Raw genomic sequence first — 17,287 nt, 5'->3', positions numbered from 1 at the left:
CCTGAGCTTGATTAACTACCCATGGCAGAGCTTAATTCTACCTTCAGGTTGTACAGTTGTAGGGGACCACTTCAGTTTGCATATTCATATCAAGCTCCTTTCAAAAGTTTAAAGCTAACCTAAGAAAAATTGTACGTTCAGGCACGTAACGCGGATTTATAGGTTCCGACGTAAAAAAATTTTGAGTTCTATAAAAGAAATTCTCATCAAGTAAATTTCTCACTTCAAAATTAACTATCCCTTTTCTCTGAGGTAATCTATATCCAATACTTGTATCAATTAAGAAAAAAGAATCAAATCCAGAGTTTTCTTTTTTTTTATGAACTTTCACCACATCTCCATTAATTACCCCCTTACGAATTAAATCTTGTTCCACAAAAGTTGTTGTAAGCTTAAGAAATACCCCTGAAGGATTAAAGTACTCAATATTAAATGGCGCGCTCAATGTCTGGATCCTTACTGGATCGCGGCTTGCAATAGACGAGTTTTCAGCATTCCTGGAAAATTGTTCATATTCAAACTCACTTCTAATCACCCAATAGGAATGAAGCACCCAATACAAATATGCACGGTACAATTGTTCATTTTGTTTTTCAAATGCTTCGCTCCCATAAGAATCAAGCTTAATAGAAGGATAAGGAACTTTCAGGTTACGTTCTGAAGCCTCTATACCACTATACAAATCACTTGACATACGGTAATCCAGCGCTACTCCCGTACGTTGCACCCTTGTTCCATTTATATCATCAAAGAACTGATTAAAACCTGCCACTTGTGTAGGTTCTAGCGTTTGCTGCGCAACCAAGGGAGATTTAGTTGTATTAATCCAAGCAACTCGAAATCTAAATTTGTCATTTATATCCCACTGCAAACCAAGCTTTGGATTTATATTTTCTTTTTTGCGATTATCGACACCGATATGAGAATCATAGCTTAGAGCAAACGTTGTATTTAGATTTCTGAGAAAATTAGTATTCGTATAAATGTAAATATTATCTTTATTAAGTTTTGCACTCTCAGTGTCCTTAAAAGCAAATCGATAAGTACCACCTCCAATCGTCGAATTGAAATATCTTTCCCGAAATAGATGCTGTGACTCAAACTGATATCCATTTGTATTACTCGAAATCCCATCACGTTCTATGAGCTTTGCATTAACCAGTAGATCTTGATTAGGGGATAACGTATATCGTGCACCTACCCGCGCGATATCTTCATTCACCTCTCTACGATATTCCTGACGAAAATTATTTTTATCTCGATCAAAATCTAACAACAGATCGCCGTGTTCTGATTCACGTTTGCGCAACTCCGCCTGTACGTTAAATCTTGGTGTCATTGCATACTGCATGAATACATTGTAGATATTATGTTTCTGATCATTATTTAGGCGAAATCCATTAGTTTCATAATGAAATTGACCCATGCTGATGGAAGCTTTGTCATATAGTACTGACGCGACCACCTCATTCCCGAATGTACTATTACTACCAACAACTCCCGAGGCAACCACTTGTGGCTTATTACGTTCCATGAGTGGTGCAAACTCATTAAATCCGGTCGAAGAAGGACCTGTGTTGGCAATAATATTGAGATCCGCTACCGCAAGATGCGGCTGTACCGGATTCACATTGATGGGTTGTAAAAGTTGTGCTTGTAGTAACTCACTCACACGAGCTATTTCGTGACGCGGGATGTTGGCATATGCATCTGAGAGAAATCGGTGCGCAGAATGATTAGCAGGATCAAAACTCAGTGATTTGGCGGTCTCCATCAACGCACGCTTCTCAAACCCCAAATTCTCAAAGATTCGCGCCAGACTGGAACCACGCGCCGCTTCATCTCGATCAAGCAGCAATTTGGATCGATACACGGCGCGGTTATCGTTCAGTCCAATGGATTTCTGAATATCTTGCAAGGCCTCGATGGGTCGGTTCTGCGTTTGCTTCTGGATGGCGTCGTAGAACCACGGTGTCGGGTCTTTCGGATCGCGTTCTTTGGCCAGGTCAAATTGGGTACTGGATAGCGAATAACGCTTTTCCTCAAAATACGCTTTACCGAGGTAACTACGGATCAGCGAATTGGCCGGATCCAGGCTGGCGGCAATTTCCAGTTCTATGCGGCCCGCTTCCAATTCACCTTCGCGAATCAAAGCCAGCCCTAGACCCAGCCGTGGCATCGGATCCGCCTGATCCAGCGCAATCGCGCGCGTGAAGATTGTTTTTGCTGTTTGGGTATCGATTTGCAACAGATTGGCAAAACCCAATATGGTTTGCGTTTTGGCCAGATCGGGCTGCAAATTTACCGCATGTTGTGCGGAATCCAGCGCACGGTCCAAATCACCCAGCGACATCTGCAATTCAGCGACTCGCGCCCAGGCGAGCGCATTGTCTGAATCGAGTGTGATTGCTTTTTGTACACTTTTCAGCGCTGCTTCAATTTCAAAATGCGCTTGTTGTGTATACGAAAGCGCTAAATACGCAGCGGCGGATTGCTGATCGAGCGTCACTGCTTTAGTGGCTAGATCAAGCGCTTGATCCTTTTCGTTCTGCGTCACGGCGATGATTGCGAGTAGCGCATGCGCGTCACTGTTGTCGGGCTCTAGCTGGAGTACTTGCTGGACACTTTTCTTGGCTTCATCCGCTTGTCCGACAGTCAGCAAACGACCCGCCTCTTGGATCAGGCTATCGGCATCCTGTGCTTTCTTTACTTCAACACGCTGCCAATAATCTGCGATCGCCGGATAATACAAAGCCCACTGCACGGCATCGGTGGGGCGAATGATGATCTCTTTTCGTGGCGCTTGATCCTTGAAAGTAATCGCTGCCTCGTGATCGTTTAATACAAGGCTGCCCAGATCATTGCTGACAGATACCCTGCCTTCATAAACAACAACCTCGGCATTGTCCTCGCGAACGCCGACGAAGAATTCCGTGCCTTCCACACTCGCATTGACGAACGGTGTTCTGATTTTAAAGGGCCTCGGTGTGCGCGTGATGATGTGTATTGCGCCTTCCAGTAAATCCAGCAACGAGGTGCCTTTCTCTGCTTGCAATTGCGGAAATGTGATACTTGTTCTTTGATCAAGCCGCAGCATGCTGTCGTTACTCAAACGCAGCGCTGCGCGGCTTTGCGATCGTGCGCGGATCATGTCGCCCGCGCACAACATTGTATTCACGTCGACTTGTTGCCATTTTGTTTCTTGCACGCGCCGCAATTCGATGATGCCTTGCATCGATACAATTTGTGCAACTTCCAATTTGCAAGATGTTGTCGCATGCGCTTTACCTATATGAGTTCCCACGAATATCACCGTAAAAACAGTGAATAGCATGGTTGAAAGTTTTCTGTGACACAGATAAGTCGCAATTGACCAGCATGTCTTCATTCATTAATCTTTCTTTGCTTTTACGGGCTCAAGAAAATGAGCGCCGTATAATATTTAATTGCAGAAAAACCACATACTCGACAACTTAGCCGACGCAACCAGTCGCTCATTATACGAAGCCGATGACCTTATACCTAATCCGGACATTCGATATTTATCGAGTTTGCATCAAAGTGTAGTAAAAAAACCTACTTTATGTATGTGAGAATTCTCACATACATACTTCCATTTCTTGAATATATTTTTTGAGAGGTATTTTGATTATTTACTGTCTATTCTTGAGACAGTATTCCACAAGCCTTTGGGAGGCTCGTTTTGGTATCGTTGGCACAATGCAAGAAAGAATTGCGCGGGACCATCCGCGGGAAACGCCTTGAGGATATCGCCAAAGCCTTGACCGGCTTCAGCCCATGCTTGTAACTGATAGGCACTTAAGGCTTGCGCAAAAATCTCGCATAACCATATTTGTTCTTTACTGGCCAATTGCTGATAAGTAATGAGTTCAAACAAATTGACCGGATGCACTCTTCCTGGCAACAAGAATCCGCCTAATGGACGTACCAGAAAATCGTTCAATCCATCCAGCACATCACTCGATACCAGAATGCGCGTTTTTAAAACTTTATTGGCGCCTTGAATTCGATTGGCTGTGTTTACGACATCGCCTGTAACCCTATAAACCCCATCTTTTTTGCTCATCGACATACTGCCAAAATGCAAGCCAATCCTGGTCGGCAGTGGTGGGCTATTCACTTTATTGAAACGCTCAATCGCAACACTTAAATCAAGTGATGCCCGGCATGCTTCAATTCGCACATCCGCATTCACAGGTTTGTTGATCCACTTGAACAGCAACCCCACAACCGGATTGACAGACTCCTTGATCCACACTGACAGGGATGAATCTCCCGTAGTATCCATCACCCTTCCCATATGCTGATTGATCGTATTGCTCAATAAGGTACGATAACTCACCATCAGCTTTTCAAGATCCGATGGGCTCATTGATTCCGATATCGTTGTGTAGCCTGCAATATCGGTTGCCAAGCATGGGCCATAAAATCGCCCCTTATTTTTATTGATAATCTGATCCAGCGCTTCGTCAGGGCCAGAGCCACCGACAAATGTCTCGAGTGTAAAGATTTTTAATACCCAAGCCAGCATTAAAGCCAATACAATTTGCAGGACTGGAATGACTAATGGCAACCAGATCATTGCTTCTTTGAAGAAAGAATATGCAATGAAAGTATAGATGAATATGGCAGAGACACCCACAGCGATGGTGCTTCGGGAGGGCAATATCTGCAAGGCAGTGCCGGCAAATAAGCCGAATAGGAATAAAAAAGCTAAGCTACCCGGAAGGGGTAGCGGTCTGACGGGCTTATTCTCCAATAAATTGGCAAAAGCCGTCGCTGCAATCTCGACGCCGCTAATGAACAGTCCGTCGGGATTGGAAAATACCGTATGATAATCATCGCGGACGATGTCCTGTTCAGACTGCGTTGCGCCTGAGAATCCGACAAAAACGACCTTATTCTTAAAATCAATCTCCTGCGGCAGACCTTTCGCAGCATGGCCTTCACCAAGCTGTAACACCCGATAATAAGGCACAGTAGTAATACTACGCGGCGGGCCATAAAAATTCAGGTAGTTTTTTTCGTGACCGGCATATAAATTGAGCAGTGAAGTCATCAACCTTTTGTCGGTAAGACTTATTTTTGAATCAAGATTGAGCGCTGTTTGTATTTTTTGGATTATCCGGGGTTGATCGACAAAAATATGACGCAGCCTGAAGACCAAATCTTCGATATCGATGTCATGCGCTTGCGCAGGTATCTGCTCGGCTAATGCCGGATCTGCCGCATGCAGCAGCCGAACAAAATCATCGTAAATAGGCAAGGTAAAAATTTGCAGCACAATCACGGGTACCGTGGGGATATCTCCGGCGCTCGCCTTAAAGGTCCAATAATGATTGACCCGCTCCGTTTTAGGCAATGCAAAAGGCGCGCGCGCTTTTGCGGCATCTGCAATCAATGGCAAGAGTTGCGCGGAACCTTCCTGGATAATACGGTGGCGTAAAGCATTATTATGGTCGATGAGCAATTCCGCGTCCTGATAAACCAATCGCTCGATCAATACGACATTACCCGCTGCTTTAATGGCATGCGCTAGCTGCGCATCGCTTTCGGATATGGCACTCGGTGTATCAAAAATAAGGTCAAAGATGATAATGCGAGCACCGGCTTGCGCAAGTTTATCGATTAGGCGAGCGTGGATGTCGCGAGGCCACAATCTGGGTTTAATTGATAAATCCAATTGCGCAGCAGAAGGTTGATCGATTGCAACGACCATCACATCTTCGGGTGCAGTCATCGCGCCGCGCAGATGAAATAACCAAGATAAGCCGAATTTTTCTTCAAGCGGCAAAAAATACGCCAGCACACCCAGCAAACCGATCACACACCCTAAAAGAAACTGCTTGAACCATTTTGCCATGTCAGGTTGAATTTACCGGTTTTGGTTTACTGAAGATTACAAGCTGAGAAACAATTCTGAGACATTATGCAATTTTTTCATCCTATTAACCAGCAAGACTGCTCAGCTTATGTTCACTTGTCTGTACACAGGCTGTTGAAAAACGTTTTCGAGGCAGCCGAGCATTTTGAGCCTGTTTTTAACACCGTAGCGGCAACGCAGATAATTTTTCAGCAGCCTGCTAAAACGTGCCTCTAATTCCTCCAACAATAGCGCGCCCTGGCAATGGCGCAATATCCTTCAAAAAAGAGGTGTGAACACGCATGTCACTATCCAGCAAATTCCTACCTTGCAAGAAGAGGGTGTAATTAACAGACTTGGTAAGCTTCATGTGATAACCCATTTCTGCATTCATCAAAGTATAGCCGGGGGTTTCCGTTTCCAGCACAGCCACGCGATCCTGTTGAACCACACGCGTCAGGTTGAAATTAGCCGACCAGGCATTTTTTTTGTAGTCCAGATCAAAACCAAAGCGCTGCGGCGTCAATCGCGGAATATTGCCGTTATCCTTCAACCGACCGTAAACAATGTCAGTAAACAAGCGCAAATTAAGCATTTCGGGTAGTAATGTCACTATGGTTTCAGCTTCCAGGCCGTAAAATTTCGCGCGGGTTTGTGCAAAATCCTGTACCAGAAACGCACCACGACTATCCAGCGCGCCCTCATCATTGACCCTGTCGGCGAACCCATCGCCATTGCTGTCGCGGCTTTGCTGGAAAATGTAATCATTGACATGGTTGTAGAATACATTCACTTTTCCTGTGACCATGCCTGCGGTTTTTTGCAGCGCAATGTCGAAGTTATTGGAAGTTTCTTTAGTCAGCGTTTGACTGCCTTGCTCAAACGTGTTGGTGGCGACATGAAAACCATTGGCATACAGTGCAACAGTATTCGGCGCACGTTGCCCGCGCGTGGCGGTAAAGTCAATCTGATAGCCATCGACAAATTTCCACGCGCTCCCCGCAGAAATACTATACAGATTAAAGTCACGTGTTTGCAGCAGCGCCGCTTGCGGATTATGCATGGTATGCTCAAAACGCCCGCCCGCTTCGAATTGCCAACGCTGCCAATGGCGTTTCTCAAGCATGAATAATCCGGCGGATTGCGATAAACTCGATGGCACGAAAGCTTCTTCACCTTTTGCGGAAAAATTGCGATTTTGCAATTGCACGCCCATGATACCTTGCCATTGTGCGATAGGGGCATGAACCAATTCAGCACGACCTTCCAACTCATTATTATTAAAACGGCTGCCAATGTTGCTGTTCTGCACCAGTTCGCTATGCTGATAATCGTTATAATTAAAACGCATTTTGAGTTGCTGGAATCCTTTTAATGGATTATCCAGATCACCGGCCAAGCCATAGCGAGTCTGACCCATATCAATTTTGGCGCCTTCGGCACCGGGAATGCCGTAAAAATTGTCCAACCGTGAAATCGACATCCCCACAAAACCGCGTTCCCCAATATACGAACTACCCACCGACAAATTACTGGAATCGATCGCGCTGTTTCTGACGAAACCGACATCGCTATTGGGATCGTTGATATTGGCATGGCCAGGGATGTGCACATCATTGGTTTTTCTTTTGACGCCTTCGATATTCCAGGACATTCGACCCATACTTCCCGATGCAGCCAGCGCACCGTTGCGTTCTTCCAGGGCGGAATTGAAGCGTCCTTCAAAATTAGCTTGTGGTGTCCTGAACAAACGATCAGGAATACGCTCATTCACGACATTAACCACGCCACCCGATACACCGCTGCCATATAACAATGTGGACGGTCCGCGCAGTATTTCGATGCGTGAAGCACTCAACGTTTCCGTGGCCACCGCATGATCCGGGCTGATCGTTGAGATATCGCCGGTGCCGATGCCATTCTCCAATACCTGCACGCGCGGCCCATCCTGACCCCGAATAATCGGACGGCCTGCACCGGGTCCGAAACTACTCGAAGAAACTCCCAGTTCACGCGATAGCGTATCGCCCAGATTAGTCTCACGGTTCCGGCGCAGGCGATCACCTTGCACGACAGTATCCGCCTTGATTCCGGTCGATTCGGCCGAGCTTGTGGTGGGCGCGGTAATCACGACACCTGGTAATTCTGTGTTTTTATTAGCACCTTGTGCGTAAACAGCGGACATCTCCAACTGTACAAATACCAGGATGATTACTGTCGCTTTAAGGAACGCACCTTGATTCAGTCTGCTGACATTATTTAATTTGGAGTCAGAATAACCCATACCGCTTTCCTAATTGAATAGAGTGTTTGTTGTGCAACTGAGTTGCATCAATGAAACTGATCAATCACCAGTAATGAATACACATCATGGCAATCCATAGACTGCCTGATAATTGATTCAGATCAGGATTAACTGTTTAATAAATCAAAGAATGTGAAACGGTGGTGCGCGTGAATGGTAGGGAAGAGTTTCATTGTCAGAATGACGTTCCATCGCCCAGAATGACAAGCGGCGATGTGATGCTGAATCGCTCAGGGCTAATCCTGCAGCGATCAAAATGATGTTTAGTGCGGTAAGTGCAAGGCACTCCAAGCAGATTTCATCGAGATCAACCCCTTCATCACTGTCGGTTTCAGCCACATCGAGCACATCGGTTTGTGCAAAATGTGTGAAAGCGTGCGCCATCAAAAAGACCGGCACAGACAATAATGCGAGCGTTAAAAATAGAAATAAGCTTTTGCGTATCATTGAAGTTTCAAACGGGTTGCATCACCACAGAAAATCTCTCGACTTCCTGCAACATAAGCTTTTTCAACCACAGTCGGCGCACAGGCCTTTTACCGTTAATTCGATTTCCTGAAATCGATAACCCGTTGGCAGATGCCAGTTTCGTTCAATCGTTAAATCATCCAGACAAATCACCTGCGCACAACATGTACATTTAAAGTGCGCATGTTGATGCGTATTATGCACTTCACGGTTAGCATGATAGCGCCACACCCGGTCATCGCTGGTTACCTTGTGAATCAGATTTTTCCCGACAAGCCACTCCAACGCACGATACAAAGTGACCCGATCCAGTTGCAATGTCCCCGGTAAACGCTGCTCAATTTCCCGATGTGTCATCGCTTGCTGTTCAGCCAGCAAAATAGCCAGTATGCCAATTCTACCTGCCGTTGCCCGACCGCCGTTCTGCTGAATCATATCTTCAGCGGTGATGTGTAGCTTATTAAGCATAATTAAATAAACGCAACAATGTTGCAAGGATTGTAATGGAATCAATTTCTCGATGCAATCGATGATTTATTCAGCGCTGAAAGCAAATAAGTTTGTCTCGTTATAAAGTGGAAATTGTTTATAATAAAAACATGAAAGTACACAATTACAAATGGATATTGTTTTTTTTCATGCTATGGCTGCCAGCGCAAGGCGCAGCAGCGGCTGTTTTGTCAGTGTGTGTACAGGAAAAGAACCTCAATGATCATCATGACAAGCCAGCGATAACCATCGACAACCATCATCATGATGATTGTCATCAGCAAACGGCTAACAGCGCAACTGATCATGTACTTGCCAGCTTGCCGTGCAACGATGCTTCCTGTGATGCCTACAGCAATACGCCACTTGTGCCGGATTATGTTGCACCGATGCTGACTAATAAAACTTCTGACGTGTTTACATTGAATGCCGGCTTCATCTCGTTTGTACCGGAACAACCGCAACGCCCTCCTTTGACTGCCTCCCTGTAGAAATCCGCCTGTAATCCGGGCAAAAAGCCATTACTCGCATCTATTCTGCGCGGCAGTAAGCGCAGATAGTGCATGGTCGCAACCTATTATTATCATGATGATTATCTGTCAGGAGGTTAACATGTTCCTTATATTCGTCATTAACACGCATCAGCAACCACACAATTGCATCAGGAGGTCACGGTGAAGCGCGCGGACATGCCCATGATGGCGTTGACTGTTATCGCAATCACAACCGCTGCGCAGGGGCAGGAAATTGCTGCCAACAAAACTGGCGCAGCAATTCTTACGCAATCTATCCCGCAAAAAACCTTTGCAGCATCCAATTCGCCCAATACCACACTGCTGCCGGCCTTGATTGCTGAAGCACTGGAAAATAATCCGGAAATCCAGGCCGCGCACCAGGAGCGCGAAGCAGCCCAGCACCGTATAGCGCCGGCGGAGGCACTGGATGATCCGATGCTCGAAGCGGGGGTGATCAATGCGCCTTTGGCGTCGTCGCCATTTAACCGCGAGGATATGACCATGAAAATGATCGGCCTGTCCCAGCGTCTGCCTTTTCCCGGCAAACGCGGCTTGCGTAAAGAGGTTGCCAGCAAGGATGCGGAAGCGATTGAGCAGGGCTATCATGAAACAGTGAATCGCGTCGTGCACAATCTCAAAACAGCCTATTTTGATCTGGGGTTAACGCTGGAAATGATCAAGCTGGTTGAAAAAAACAAGCAAACGCTCGAACATTTTCTGCGCATTGCTGAAGAGCGCTATCAAGTAGGACAAGGCAGTCAGGCTGACGTGCTGAAAGCGCAGACACAAGTATCGAGAATGCTGGACAGATTGCTGGGTCTGGCACGCGAGCAACCCGTGTTTGAGGCGGAATTGATCCGTGCCCTGGGACGCAACGCCAAGGGCGAGATTCCGCTTCCGATGTCGCTGCACATTCAAGAAGCCCCTTTGATGCTGGAGACGCTGCAACAAGAAGCATTGGCGCAGCGCCCGCAATTGCTGGCATTGCAAAGTCTGATTGCACGCAGTGAGAAGTCCGTCGATTTGGCACGTAAGGCGTATTACCCGGATTTCGATGTGCGCTTATCGTATGGTCAGCGTGACAACATGCTGGACGGTACCCGGCGCGACGATATGGTCAGCATGACGGTGGCCGTTAATCTGCCGGTATGGCGCGGCAATAAAATCCAGCCGCGTATCATGGAATCTGAAGCGCTGCGCGATCAGGCATCCAGTTTGTACCAGGCGCAAACAAATGAAATCGCGGCAAGACTGCGCCAGCAAATTGCCATGGCGGAACAAAGCCTGAAATCGGTAAAACTCTATCAAACCGCCATTTTGCCACAGGCGAAATTGACGGTTGAATCCGCATTGGCAGCTTATCGGGTGAATCGAGTCGACTTTCTGACCCTGCTGGATAATCAGATGACGGTATTCGATTACGAGACCAACCTCATCACCGCGATGGCGAATTACAACAAAGCACTGGCGGAAATCGATTGGCTGGTTGGCAAAAAGCAGCACTAAGGAGACGCTGAATAACCTCATTTGTCATTCCGAACGCAGTGAGGAATCTTTGGGAGTTGGCAATAACGATTTCTCGCTGTGCTCGAAATGACAGTTGTTCAGAGTCGACGCAAATTATGGAGTTTTCTATGCAAACCATTGCAAAACTGATCATCGCTGCAATTGCGCTGATTGCCACGCTGGCCGCAGGTTACTGGTGGGGTCATACGCAATCACAGACAAACACCGCAGTCACTTCACCACAAGCGGCCAACGGCGAAAAAAAGATTCTTTATTACCGCAATCCGATGGGGTTGCCCGACACGTCTCCGGTTCCCAAAAAAGATCCGATGGGCATGGATTATCTACCGGTTTATGAAGGCGAAGGCGATGAACCGCCGTCGGATCAAGCCATCGTGACCCTAAGCACGGAAAAAGTGCAAAAGCTCGGCGTGCGCACCGAAGCGGCGATGTTGCGCGAACTGATACGCACTGTACGCGCGGTGGCGACGGTTCAGACCGATGAGCGCAAACAATACACTATGGTGACCAAATTTGAAGGCTGGATTCACCGGTTGCACGTCAATACCACCGGGCAAGCGGTCAAGAAAGGCGATGCGCTGATGGATGTGTACAGTCCTGAGCTGATCACCGCGCAACAGGAATACCTGATTGCGACAAGAGGTTTGCAAGCCGTCGCCGATGGTGATGCCGACGTGCGCGCCGCGATGCAACGACTGGTTGCCGGTGCGCTACAAAAATTGCGCAACTGGGATATCGCGGAAACTGAGTTACGGCGCCTGCAACAAACCGGTACAGTGCAGCAGAATATGACCTTGCGCGCGCAAGCCGACGGCGTGGTGCTGGAAAAAAAAGCCATCATGGGGCAACGCTTCATGCCGGGTGAAACGCTGTATCAGATCGCCGATTTGTCGAGTGTGTGGATGCTGGCCGATGTATTCGAACAAGACCTGGGCTTGATCCATCCCGGCCAGTTGGTCACCATCCGGGTGGATGCTTATCCCGACAAGGTTTTCAACGGCGCAGTGGCATTTGTTTATCCGACGGTAACGCCGGAGACGCGCACGGCCATTGTGCGCATCGTGCTGCCTAATCCCGATGGGCTGTTGAAACCCGACATGTATGCGCGTGCCGAATTTGCATCGTTCCACAGCAAGAACAAAGTATTGACCATTCCGGATTCCGCCGTGCTGGATACCGGCACCCGCCGGGTGGTATTGGTCGATCTCGGCACGGGCCGTTATGAGCCGCGCACGGTGAAGCTGGGTATGCACGCCGATGGTTATAGCGAAGTGCTGGGCGGGCTGCGCGCCGGAGAAGCCGTAGTGGTCAAGGCGAATTTTCTGATCGACGCGGAAAGCAACTTTAAAAGCGCACTCAACAGTTTTGGCCATACCACCTATTACCCGGTATCCGGTGATCAGGAAATCGAACCCAGCTCAGCGGTGCTGTCGCCGTCACAAGTACAGTATCGTGGTCAAGGCAGCATTGAAGCGATTGATTTCACGCACGCGACCGTTACCCTCGCACATGGCCCGATTGAAAGTTTGAAATGGCCGGCGATGACCATGGATTTCCGTTTTCTGGAACCGACGTTACTGCAATCCTTCAAGCCCGGCCAGAAAGTCATCTTTGAAATCGCCGAAGAATCGGCCGGCGAGTTTGTCATTGTGCGCATCCAGCCAGCGGATACCTTTCACGATCATTAGGAGGCGCTCGTATGCTTAGAAATATCATCGAATGGTCGATCCGGCACGTTTTTCTAGTGCTGCTGAGCACAACTTTTATCGTCGGCTGGGGCATTTACGCATTATGGAAAATGCCGGTCGATGCGATTCCGGATCTGTCCGATGTGCAGGTTATTATTTATACCGAATATCCCGGTCAAGCGCCGCAAGTCGTCGAAGACCAGGTGACTTATCCCCTCACCACCGCCATGCTCGCTGTGCCTAGATCCAAAGTCGTGCGCGGTTTGTCGGCGTTCGGCGTGTCGTTTATCTATGTCATTTTTGAAGACGGCACCGACATTTACTGGGCGCGCTCGCGCGTGCTGGAATATCTGAATTTTGCCGCCAACCAATTACCCCGCGATGTGCGACCCGCGCTAGGCCCGGATGCCACCGGGGTCGGCTGGATTTATCAATATGTCGTCACCGCCAAAGATCGCACGCTGGACGAATTGCGCACCATCCAGGACTGGTTCCTGCGCTATCAATTAACCACCGTGCCCGGCGTATCGGAAGTCGCCAGTGTCGGCGGGTTTGTCAAAACCTACCAAATCACCGTCGATCCGCGCCGCCTGCAAGCCTATGACATCCCGTTAAAACGCATCACCGAAGTCATTGCCGCCAGCAACCGCGATGTTGGCGGACGCGTCATCGAATTGGCCGAAACCGAATATATGGTACGTGGCCGCGGCTATCTGCACAGCATCAGCGACCTGGAAAATCTGGTGGTCAGGGCGCATATCGGCAAACCTGTGCTGTTAAGAGACATTGCCCGCGTAGAACTCGTCCCCAGCGAACGCCGCGGCATCACCGAACTGAACGGCGAAGGCGAAGCGGTATCGGGCATTGCAGTGGCGCGCTATGGTGAGAATGCGCTGGATGTGATTCATGATCTCGAAGCGAAAATAGACCAGATCAAATCCGGCTTGCCGCAGGATGTGGCGGTTGAGTCGGTTTACAATCGCTCAGAGTTGATTCACCGCGCCATTGCGACGCTGAAAACAATATTCATCGAGCAAATCGTCATCGTGGCACTGGTTTGCGCAGTATTTCTGATGCATGCACGCAGCGCGCTGGTGGCGATCATCATGTTGCCGATCGGCGTGCTGATCGCTTTTATCGCCATGGCGCAGCTCGGTATCAATTCCAATATCATGAGTCTCGCCGGTATTGCACTGGCCATTGCGGAAATGACCGATGCCGCCATCGTCATGGTGGAAAACGCGCACAAGCATCTGGCGCGTCTCCGGCCGGGTGAATCCCGCACCAATGCGGTGATTACCGCGTGCAAGGAAGTCGGCCCGTCGCTATTTTTCAGTTTGTTGATTATCACCGTGTCGTTTTTGCCGGTATTCGCGCTGGAAGCGCAGGAAGGACGCATGTTCCAGCCGCTCGCTTACACCAAGACCTTTGCCATGGCAGGCGCAGCAATCCTATCCATCACGTTGGTTCCGGTGCTGATTTTACTGCTGATTCGCGGCCATGTTCCACGTGAAGCAGATAATCCGCTGGGGCGCCTGATGATTCGCTGGTATCAACCGGTTGTCGCCGGGGTGATGCGCTGGAAAAAATCCATACTGGTCATCGCACTGGTTGTACTGGGCGCTACGATTTATCCGGCGACGAAACTGGGCACGGAATTCATGCCGACGCTGAACGAAGGCACGCTGCTGTATATGCCCGTCACGTTGCCGGGAATCTCCGTGACCAAAGCAGCGGAAACCATGCAGACGCAGAATAAGATTATCAAGAGTTTCCCTGAAGTGGCATCAGTTTTCGGCAAAGCGGGGCGCGCCGACACTGCCACCGATCCGGCACCATTGGAAATGACCGAAACCATCATCAATCTGAAACCGGAACATGAATGGCGACCCGGCATGACCATCGACAAATTGATTGCCGAACTCGATCAGGCGTTGCAAATCCCCGGTGTCGCGAACGCCTGGACCATGCCGATCAAGAACCGCACCGATATGCTGGCAACCGGCATCCGCACACCGGTCGGCGTCAAGGTGTTCGGCAACAATCTGAATGAAATCGAAACGCTCGCCCGGCAAATCGAAGCCGTGGTGAAAACCGTGCCCGGTACCGCCAGCGCGTATGCCGAACGCATCACTGGCGGCTATTACCTGGATATCGAACCAGATCGTCTGGCACTGGCGCGTTACGGTTTGGCGGTCGGCGATTTGCTCGAAGTCATTTCGGTGGCGCTGGGCGGCGCTGTCATTACCACCACGGTGGAAGGCCGCGAGCGCTTTGATGTCGCCATTCGCTACCCGCGCGAACTGCGCAGCGACCCGCAAGCCATCGCCACGCAAGTGCTGGTGCCAGCCCAGGGCGGCACCATGATTCCTCTGGGCCAACTGGCTAAAATCAAGCTGGTGCAAGGCCCGCCCAGTATCCGCACGGAAAATGCGCTGCTGTCCGCCTACATTTTTGTCGATATTCGCGACCGCGATATCGGCGGCTATATCGCCGATGCGCAACAGGCCGTGCGCGAACAGGTGCAATTTCCGCCGGGATACTATGCAACCTGGAGCGGGCAGTTTGAATACATGCAACGCGCCACCGAGAAACTGAAACTGGTGATACCGCTGACGATTTTGATGGTGTTTTTGCTGGTGTACCTGAATTTTGGCCGCTTGACCGAAACGCTGATTGTCATGCTGTCGATACCTTTTTCGCTGGTCGGCGGCATCTGGCTGATGTATTGGCTCAACTACAACCTGAGCATCGCCGCAGTGGTCGGCTTCATCGGCCTGATCGGCATCGCCGCTGAATCCGGCATGGTCATGCTCGCCTTCATCGACCAGTCGCTGACCACTATCACCCGGCAACGCAAGTCGATGGCCGAGAAAGTCACGCTGACGGATCTGTATGAAGCCGTCGTACAAGGCGCCGTCTACCGCATCCGCCCGGTGATGATGACCATCGTCGGCAGCGTGGTCGGCTTACTGCCGGTCATGCTCAGCACCGGCACCGGTTCCGAAGTGATGCGCCGCATCGCCGCACCAATGGTCGGCGGTATGGTATCCGCGACAATCTTGACATTGATTATTTTTCCGGCGGTGTATGCGGTGGTGAAGGGGATTTCGTTGCAAAGGGCTTTGAAAAAGAAAAATGCTTGAGATTGGTAGTCAAACTGTTTAATGACAATGAATGGACTATGCTGCAACCCGTAGAGTAAAAGACGAGAAGAATCCCAGCAGCCACCTCACACTAACTACTGGGGTTCGCAGACTCTCCCCGCCTACCGCACGGCTGTGATTTTTATCACAGCCGCAATCATTCTGGCTTTGTAATATTGTTACATGCTATCGCCAAAAATAGGTTAAAACAAATGTCCCAAATATTCATAAGTTATGCCCGAGAGGATGAATTGCGGATTCAACCTCTCGTTCACGCACTTGAAAGTCAAGGTTGGTCTGTTTTCTGGGATCGGCGTATTCCGACTGGTCAAACTTGGCGGAGCTATATTGGCAAGGCTCTCAGTGATGCAGATTGCGTGATTGTTGCGTGGTCGCACCATTCGATAGATTCAAACTGGGTCAGCGAGGAAGCGGATGAAGGTAAAAAGCGTGGAATTTTAGTTCCAGTGCTACTGGATTGTGTTGAACCACCCATCGGTTTTCGAAGTATTCAAGCTGCTGACTTAAGTGACTGGCAATCGCAACACCCATCACCACATTTTGAACAACTACTCCAAGATATTCAGTCAACTATAAAAACCACCCCCCTACCAATTACTGAAAAATCTGTAAGCGCTGATGTTGATACGACTAATCAACCGCAATTATTACAAACTAAACCAAATTCGGCCCATCGCCAATCGATTTATGTACGCACATTCATAATCTCGATTTTCATAGTAGGAACAGGCTATTTGATCGACTCGGGATTGTTCTCACCAAATGATAAATCTAAATCAACTGCAAATCTTGCTGTCGCCCCTCAGAAGAAAATGAACACCCATGTTTATCTTCATATAGCAAACAAAGATCAATATCAGAAAGCAGAAAAAATCAAGCAAGACTTAATTCAAAGCGGTTTCAGTGTTGAAGGCATAGAGGACATCAGTGGAAAAGCAGATGCTCCTCAAAAAGCGAATGTACGTTATTTTTATGATGAAGATGAAGTATCAGCCAGTATTATTGTTGCTACACTTAAAACAAATGGTATTGATAACGCTTATTCAAGTCGTTTAAAAATTAAGAATGCTAAAGCAGGAAATCTTGAGGTATGGTTTTCTGCGATGGAGTGATGTAAGCACCCGGCGATACCACGATGATTATCGATTACCAATCAGCGCCGGCCTTACAAAAGGGTTGAATCTGACGAGAAAAACCCCAGCAGCCACCTCACACTAATTGCTGGGGTTCGCCGATTCACTCCA

10 protein-coding genes are annotated in these 17,287 nt (G+C 48.7%); 5 read left to right on the top strand and 5 right to left on the bottom strand.

Annotation, left to right across the window (positions count from 1 at the left end; translation table 11 throughout):
- Positions 1-100: 100 nt before the first annotated feature.
- The 5 genes from Q0K92_RS02455 to Q0K92_RS02435 form a co-directional block, all read right to left on the bottom strand.
- Positions 101-3,304, bottom strand: coding sequence for a tetratricopeptide repeat protein (locus Q0K92_RS02455; RefSeq protein ID WP_297324223.1), 3,204 nt, complete (start codon positions 3,302-3,304; stop codon positions 101-103).
- A gap of 345 nt (positions 3,305-3,649) precedes the next feature.
- The gene (locus Q0K92_RS02450; protein WP_297324222.1) at positions 3,650-5,884 is read right to left on the bottom strand and encodes an adenylate/guanylate cyclase domain-containing protein; all 2,235 of its coding nucleotides are present in this window, start codon (positions 5,882-5,884) and stop codon (positions 3,650-3,652) included.
- A 220-nt stretch (positions 5,885-6,104) separates the two neighbouring features.
- The gene (locus Q0K92_RS02445; RefSeq protein ID WP_297324221.1) at positions 6,105-8,168 is read right to left on the bottom strand and encodes a TonB-dependent receptor; all 2,064 of its coding nucleotides are present in this window, start codon (positions 8,166-8,168) and stop codon (positions 6,105-6,107) included.
- Positions 8,169-8,312: 144 nt separating this feature from the next.
- A complete protein-coding gene (locus Q0K92_RS02440; protein WP_297324220.1) occupies positions 8,313-8,636 on the bottom strand; it encodes a hypothetical protein in 324 nt (107 codons plus the stop codon).
- A 63-nt stretch (positions 8,637-8,699) separates the two neighbouring features.
- On the bottom strand, positions 8,700-9,125 hold the full coding sequence (locus Q0K92_RS02435; RefSeq protein ID WP_297324219.1) for a transcriptional repressor: 426 nt from the start codon (positions 9,123-9,125) through the stop codon (positions 8,700-8,702).
- A 170-nt stretch (positions 9,126-9,295) separates the two neighbouring features.
- Here Q0K92_RS02435 and Q0K92_RS02430 point away from each other — a divergent pair, with 170 nt between their 5' ends.
- The 5 genes from Q0K92_RS02430 to Q0K92_RS02410 all read left to right on the top strand — a co-directional run bounded on the left by Q0K92_RS02430 (position 9,296) and on the right by Q0K92_RS02410 (position 17,155).
- Complete coding sequence (locus tag Q0K92_RS02430) at positions 9,296-9,637, top strand: hypothetical protein (RefSeq protein WP_297324218.1); 342 nt, start codon at positions 9,296-9,298, stop codon at positions 9,635-9,637.
- A gap of 183 nt (positions 9,638-9,820) precedes the next feature.
- Complete coding sequence (locus tag Q0K92_RS02425; protein ID WP_297324217.1) at positions 9,821-11,167, top strand: TolC family protein; 1,347 nt, start codon at positions 9,821-9,823, stop codon at positions 11,165-11,167.
- Between the two features lie 128 nt (positions 11,168-11,295).
- Complete coding sequence (locus tag Q0K92_RS02420; protein WP_297324216.1) at positions 11,296-12,876, top strand: efflux RND transporter periplasmic adaptor subunit; 1,581 nt, start codon at positions 11,296-11,298, stop codon at positions 12,874-12,876.
- 11 nt (positions 12,877-12,887) lie between these two features.
- The gene (locus Q0K92_RS02415) at positions 12,888-16,022 is read left to right on the top strand and encodes a CusA/CzcA family heavy metal efflux RND transporter (RefSeq protein ID WP_297324215.1); all 3,135 of its coding nucleotides are present in this window, start codon (positions 12,888-12,890) and stop codon (positions 16,020-16,022) included.
- Positions 16,023-16,234: 212 nt separating this feature from the next.
- Positions 16,235-17,155: a toll/interleukin-1 receptor domain-containing protein gene (locus Q0K92_RS02410; protein ID WP_297324214.1), complete on the top strand. Its 921-nt coding sequence runs from the start codon at positions 16,235-16,237 to the stop codon at positions 17,153-17,155.
- The last annotated feature ends 132 nt before the right edge of the window (positions 17,156-17,287 follow it).

Source organism: Nitrosomonas sp. (genome assembly GCF_024282095.1).
GTDB lineage: Bacteria > Pseudomonadota > Gammaproteobacteria > Burkholderiales > Nitrosomonadaceae > Nitrosomonas.
Note: the sequence above shows the minus strand (reverse complement) of the source record. Positions and strands in the feature narration are given on the sequence as shown.

What these genes read in the sequence shown, in the direction of transcription:
- Q0K92_RS02450 (WP_297324222.1), bottom strand. Translation starts at nt 5,884, where the DNA reads ATGGCAAAATGGTTCAAGCAGTTTCTTTTAGGGTGTGTGATCGGTTTG.
- Q0K92_RS02410 (WP_297324214.1), top strand. Translation starts at nt 16,235, where the DNA reads ATGTCCCAAATATTCATAAGTTATGCCCGAGAGGATGAATTGCGGATT.
- Q0K92_RS02435 (WP_297324219.1), bottom strand. Translation starts at nt 9,125, where the DNA reads ATGCTTAATAAGCTACACATCACCGCTGAAGATATGATTCAGCAGAAC.
- Q0K92_RS02415 (WP_297324215.1), top strand. Translation starts at nt 12,888, where the DNA reads ATGCTTAGAAATATCATCGAATGGTCGATCCGGCACGTTTTTCTAGTG.
- Q0K92_RS02440 (WP_297324220.1), bottom strand. Translation starts at nt 8,636, where the DNA reads ATGATACGCAAAAGCTTATTTCTATTTTTAACGCTCGCATTATTGTCT.
- Q0K92_RS02430 (WP_297324218.1), top strand. Translation starts at nt 9,296, where the DNA reads ATGCTATGGCTGCCAGCGCAAGGCGCAGCAGCGGCTGTTTTGTCAGTG.
- Q0K92_RS02420 (WP_297324216.1), top strand. Translation starts at nt 11,296, where the DNA reads ATGCAAACCATTGCAAAACTGATCATCGCTGCAATTGCGCTGATTGCC.
- Q0K92_RS02445 (WP_297324221.1), bottom strand. Translation starts at nt 8,168, where the DNA reads ATGGGTTATTCTGACTCCAAATTAAATAATGTCAGCAGACTGAATCAA.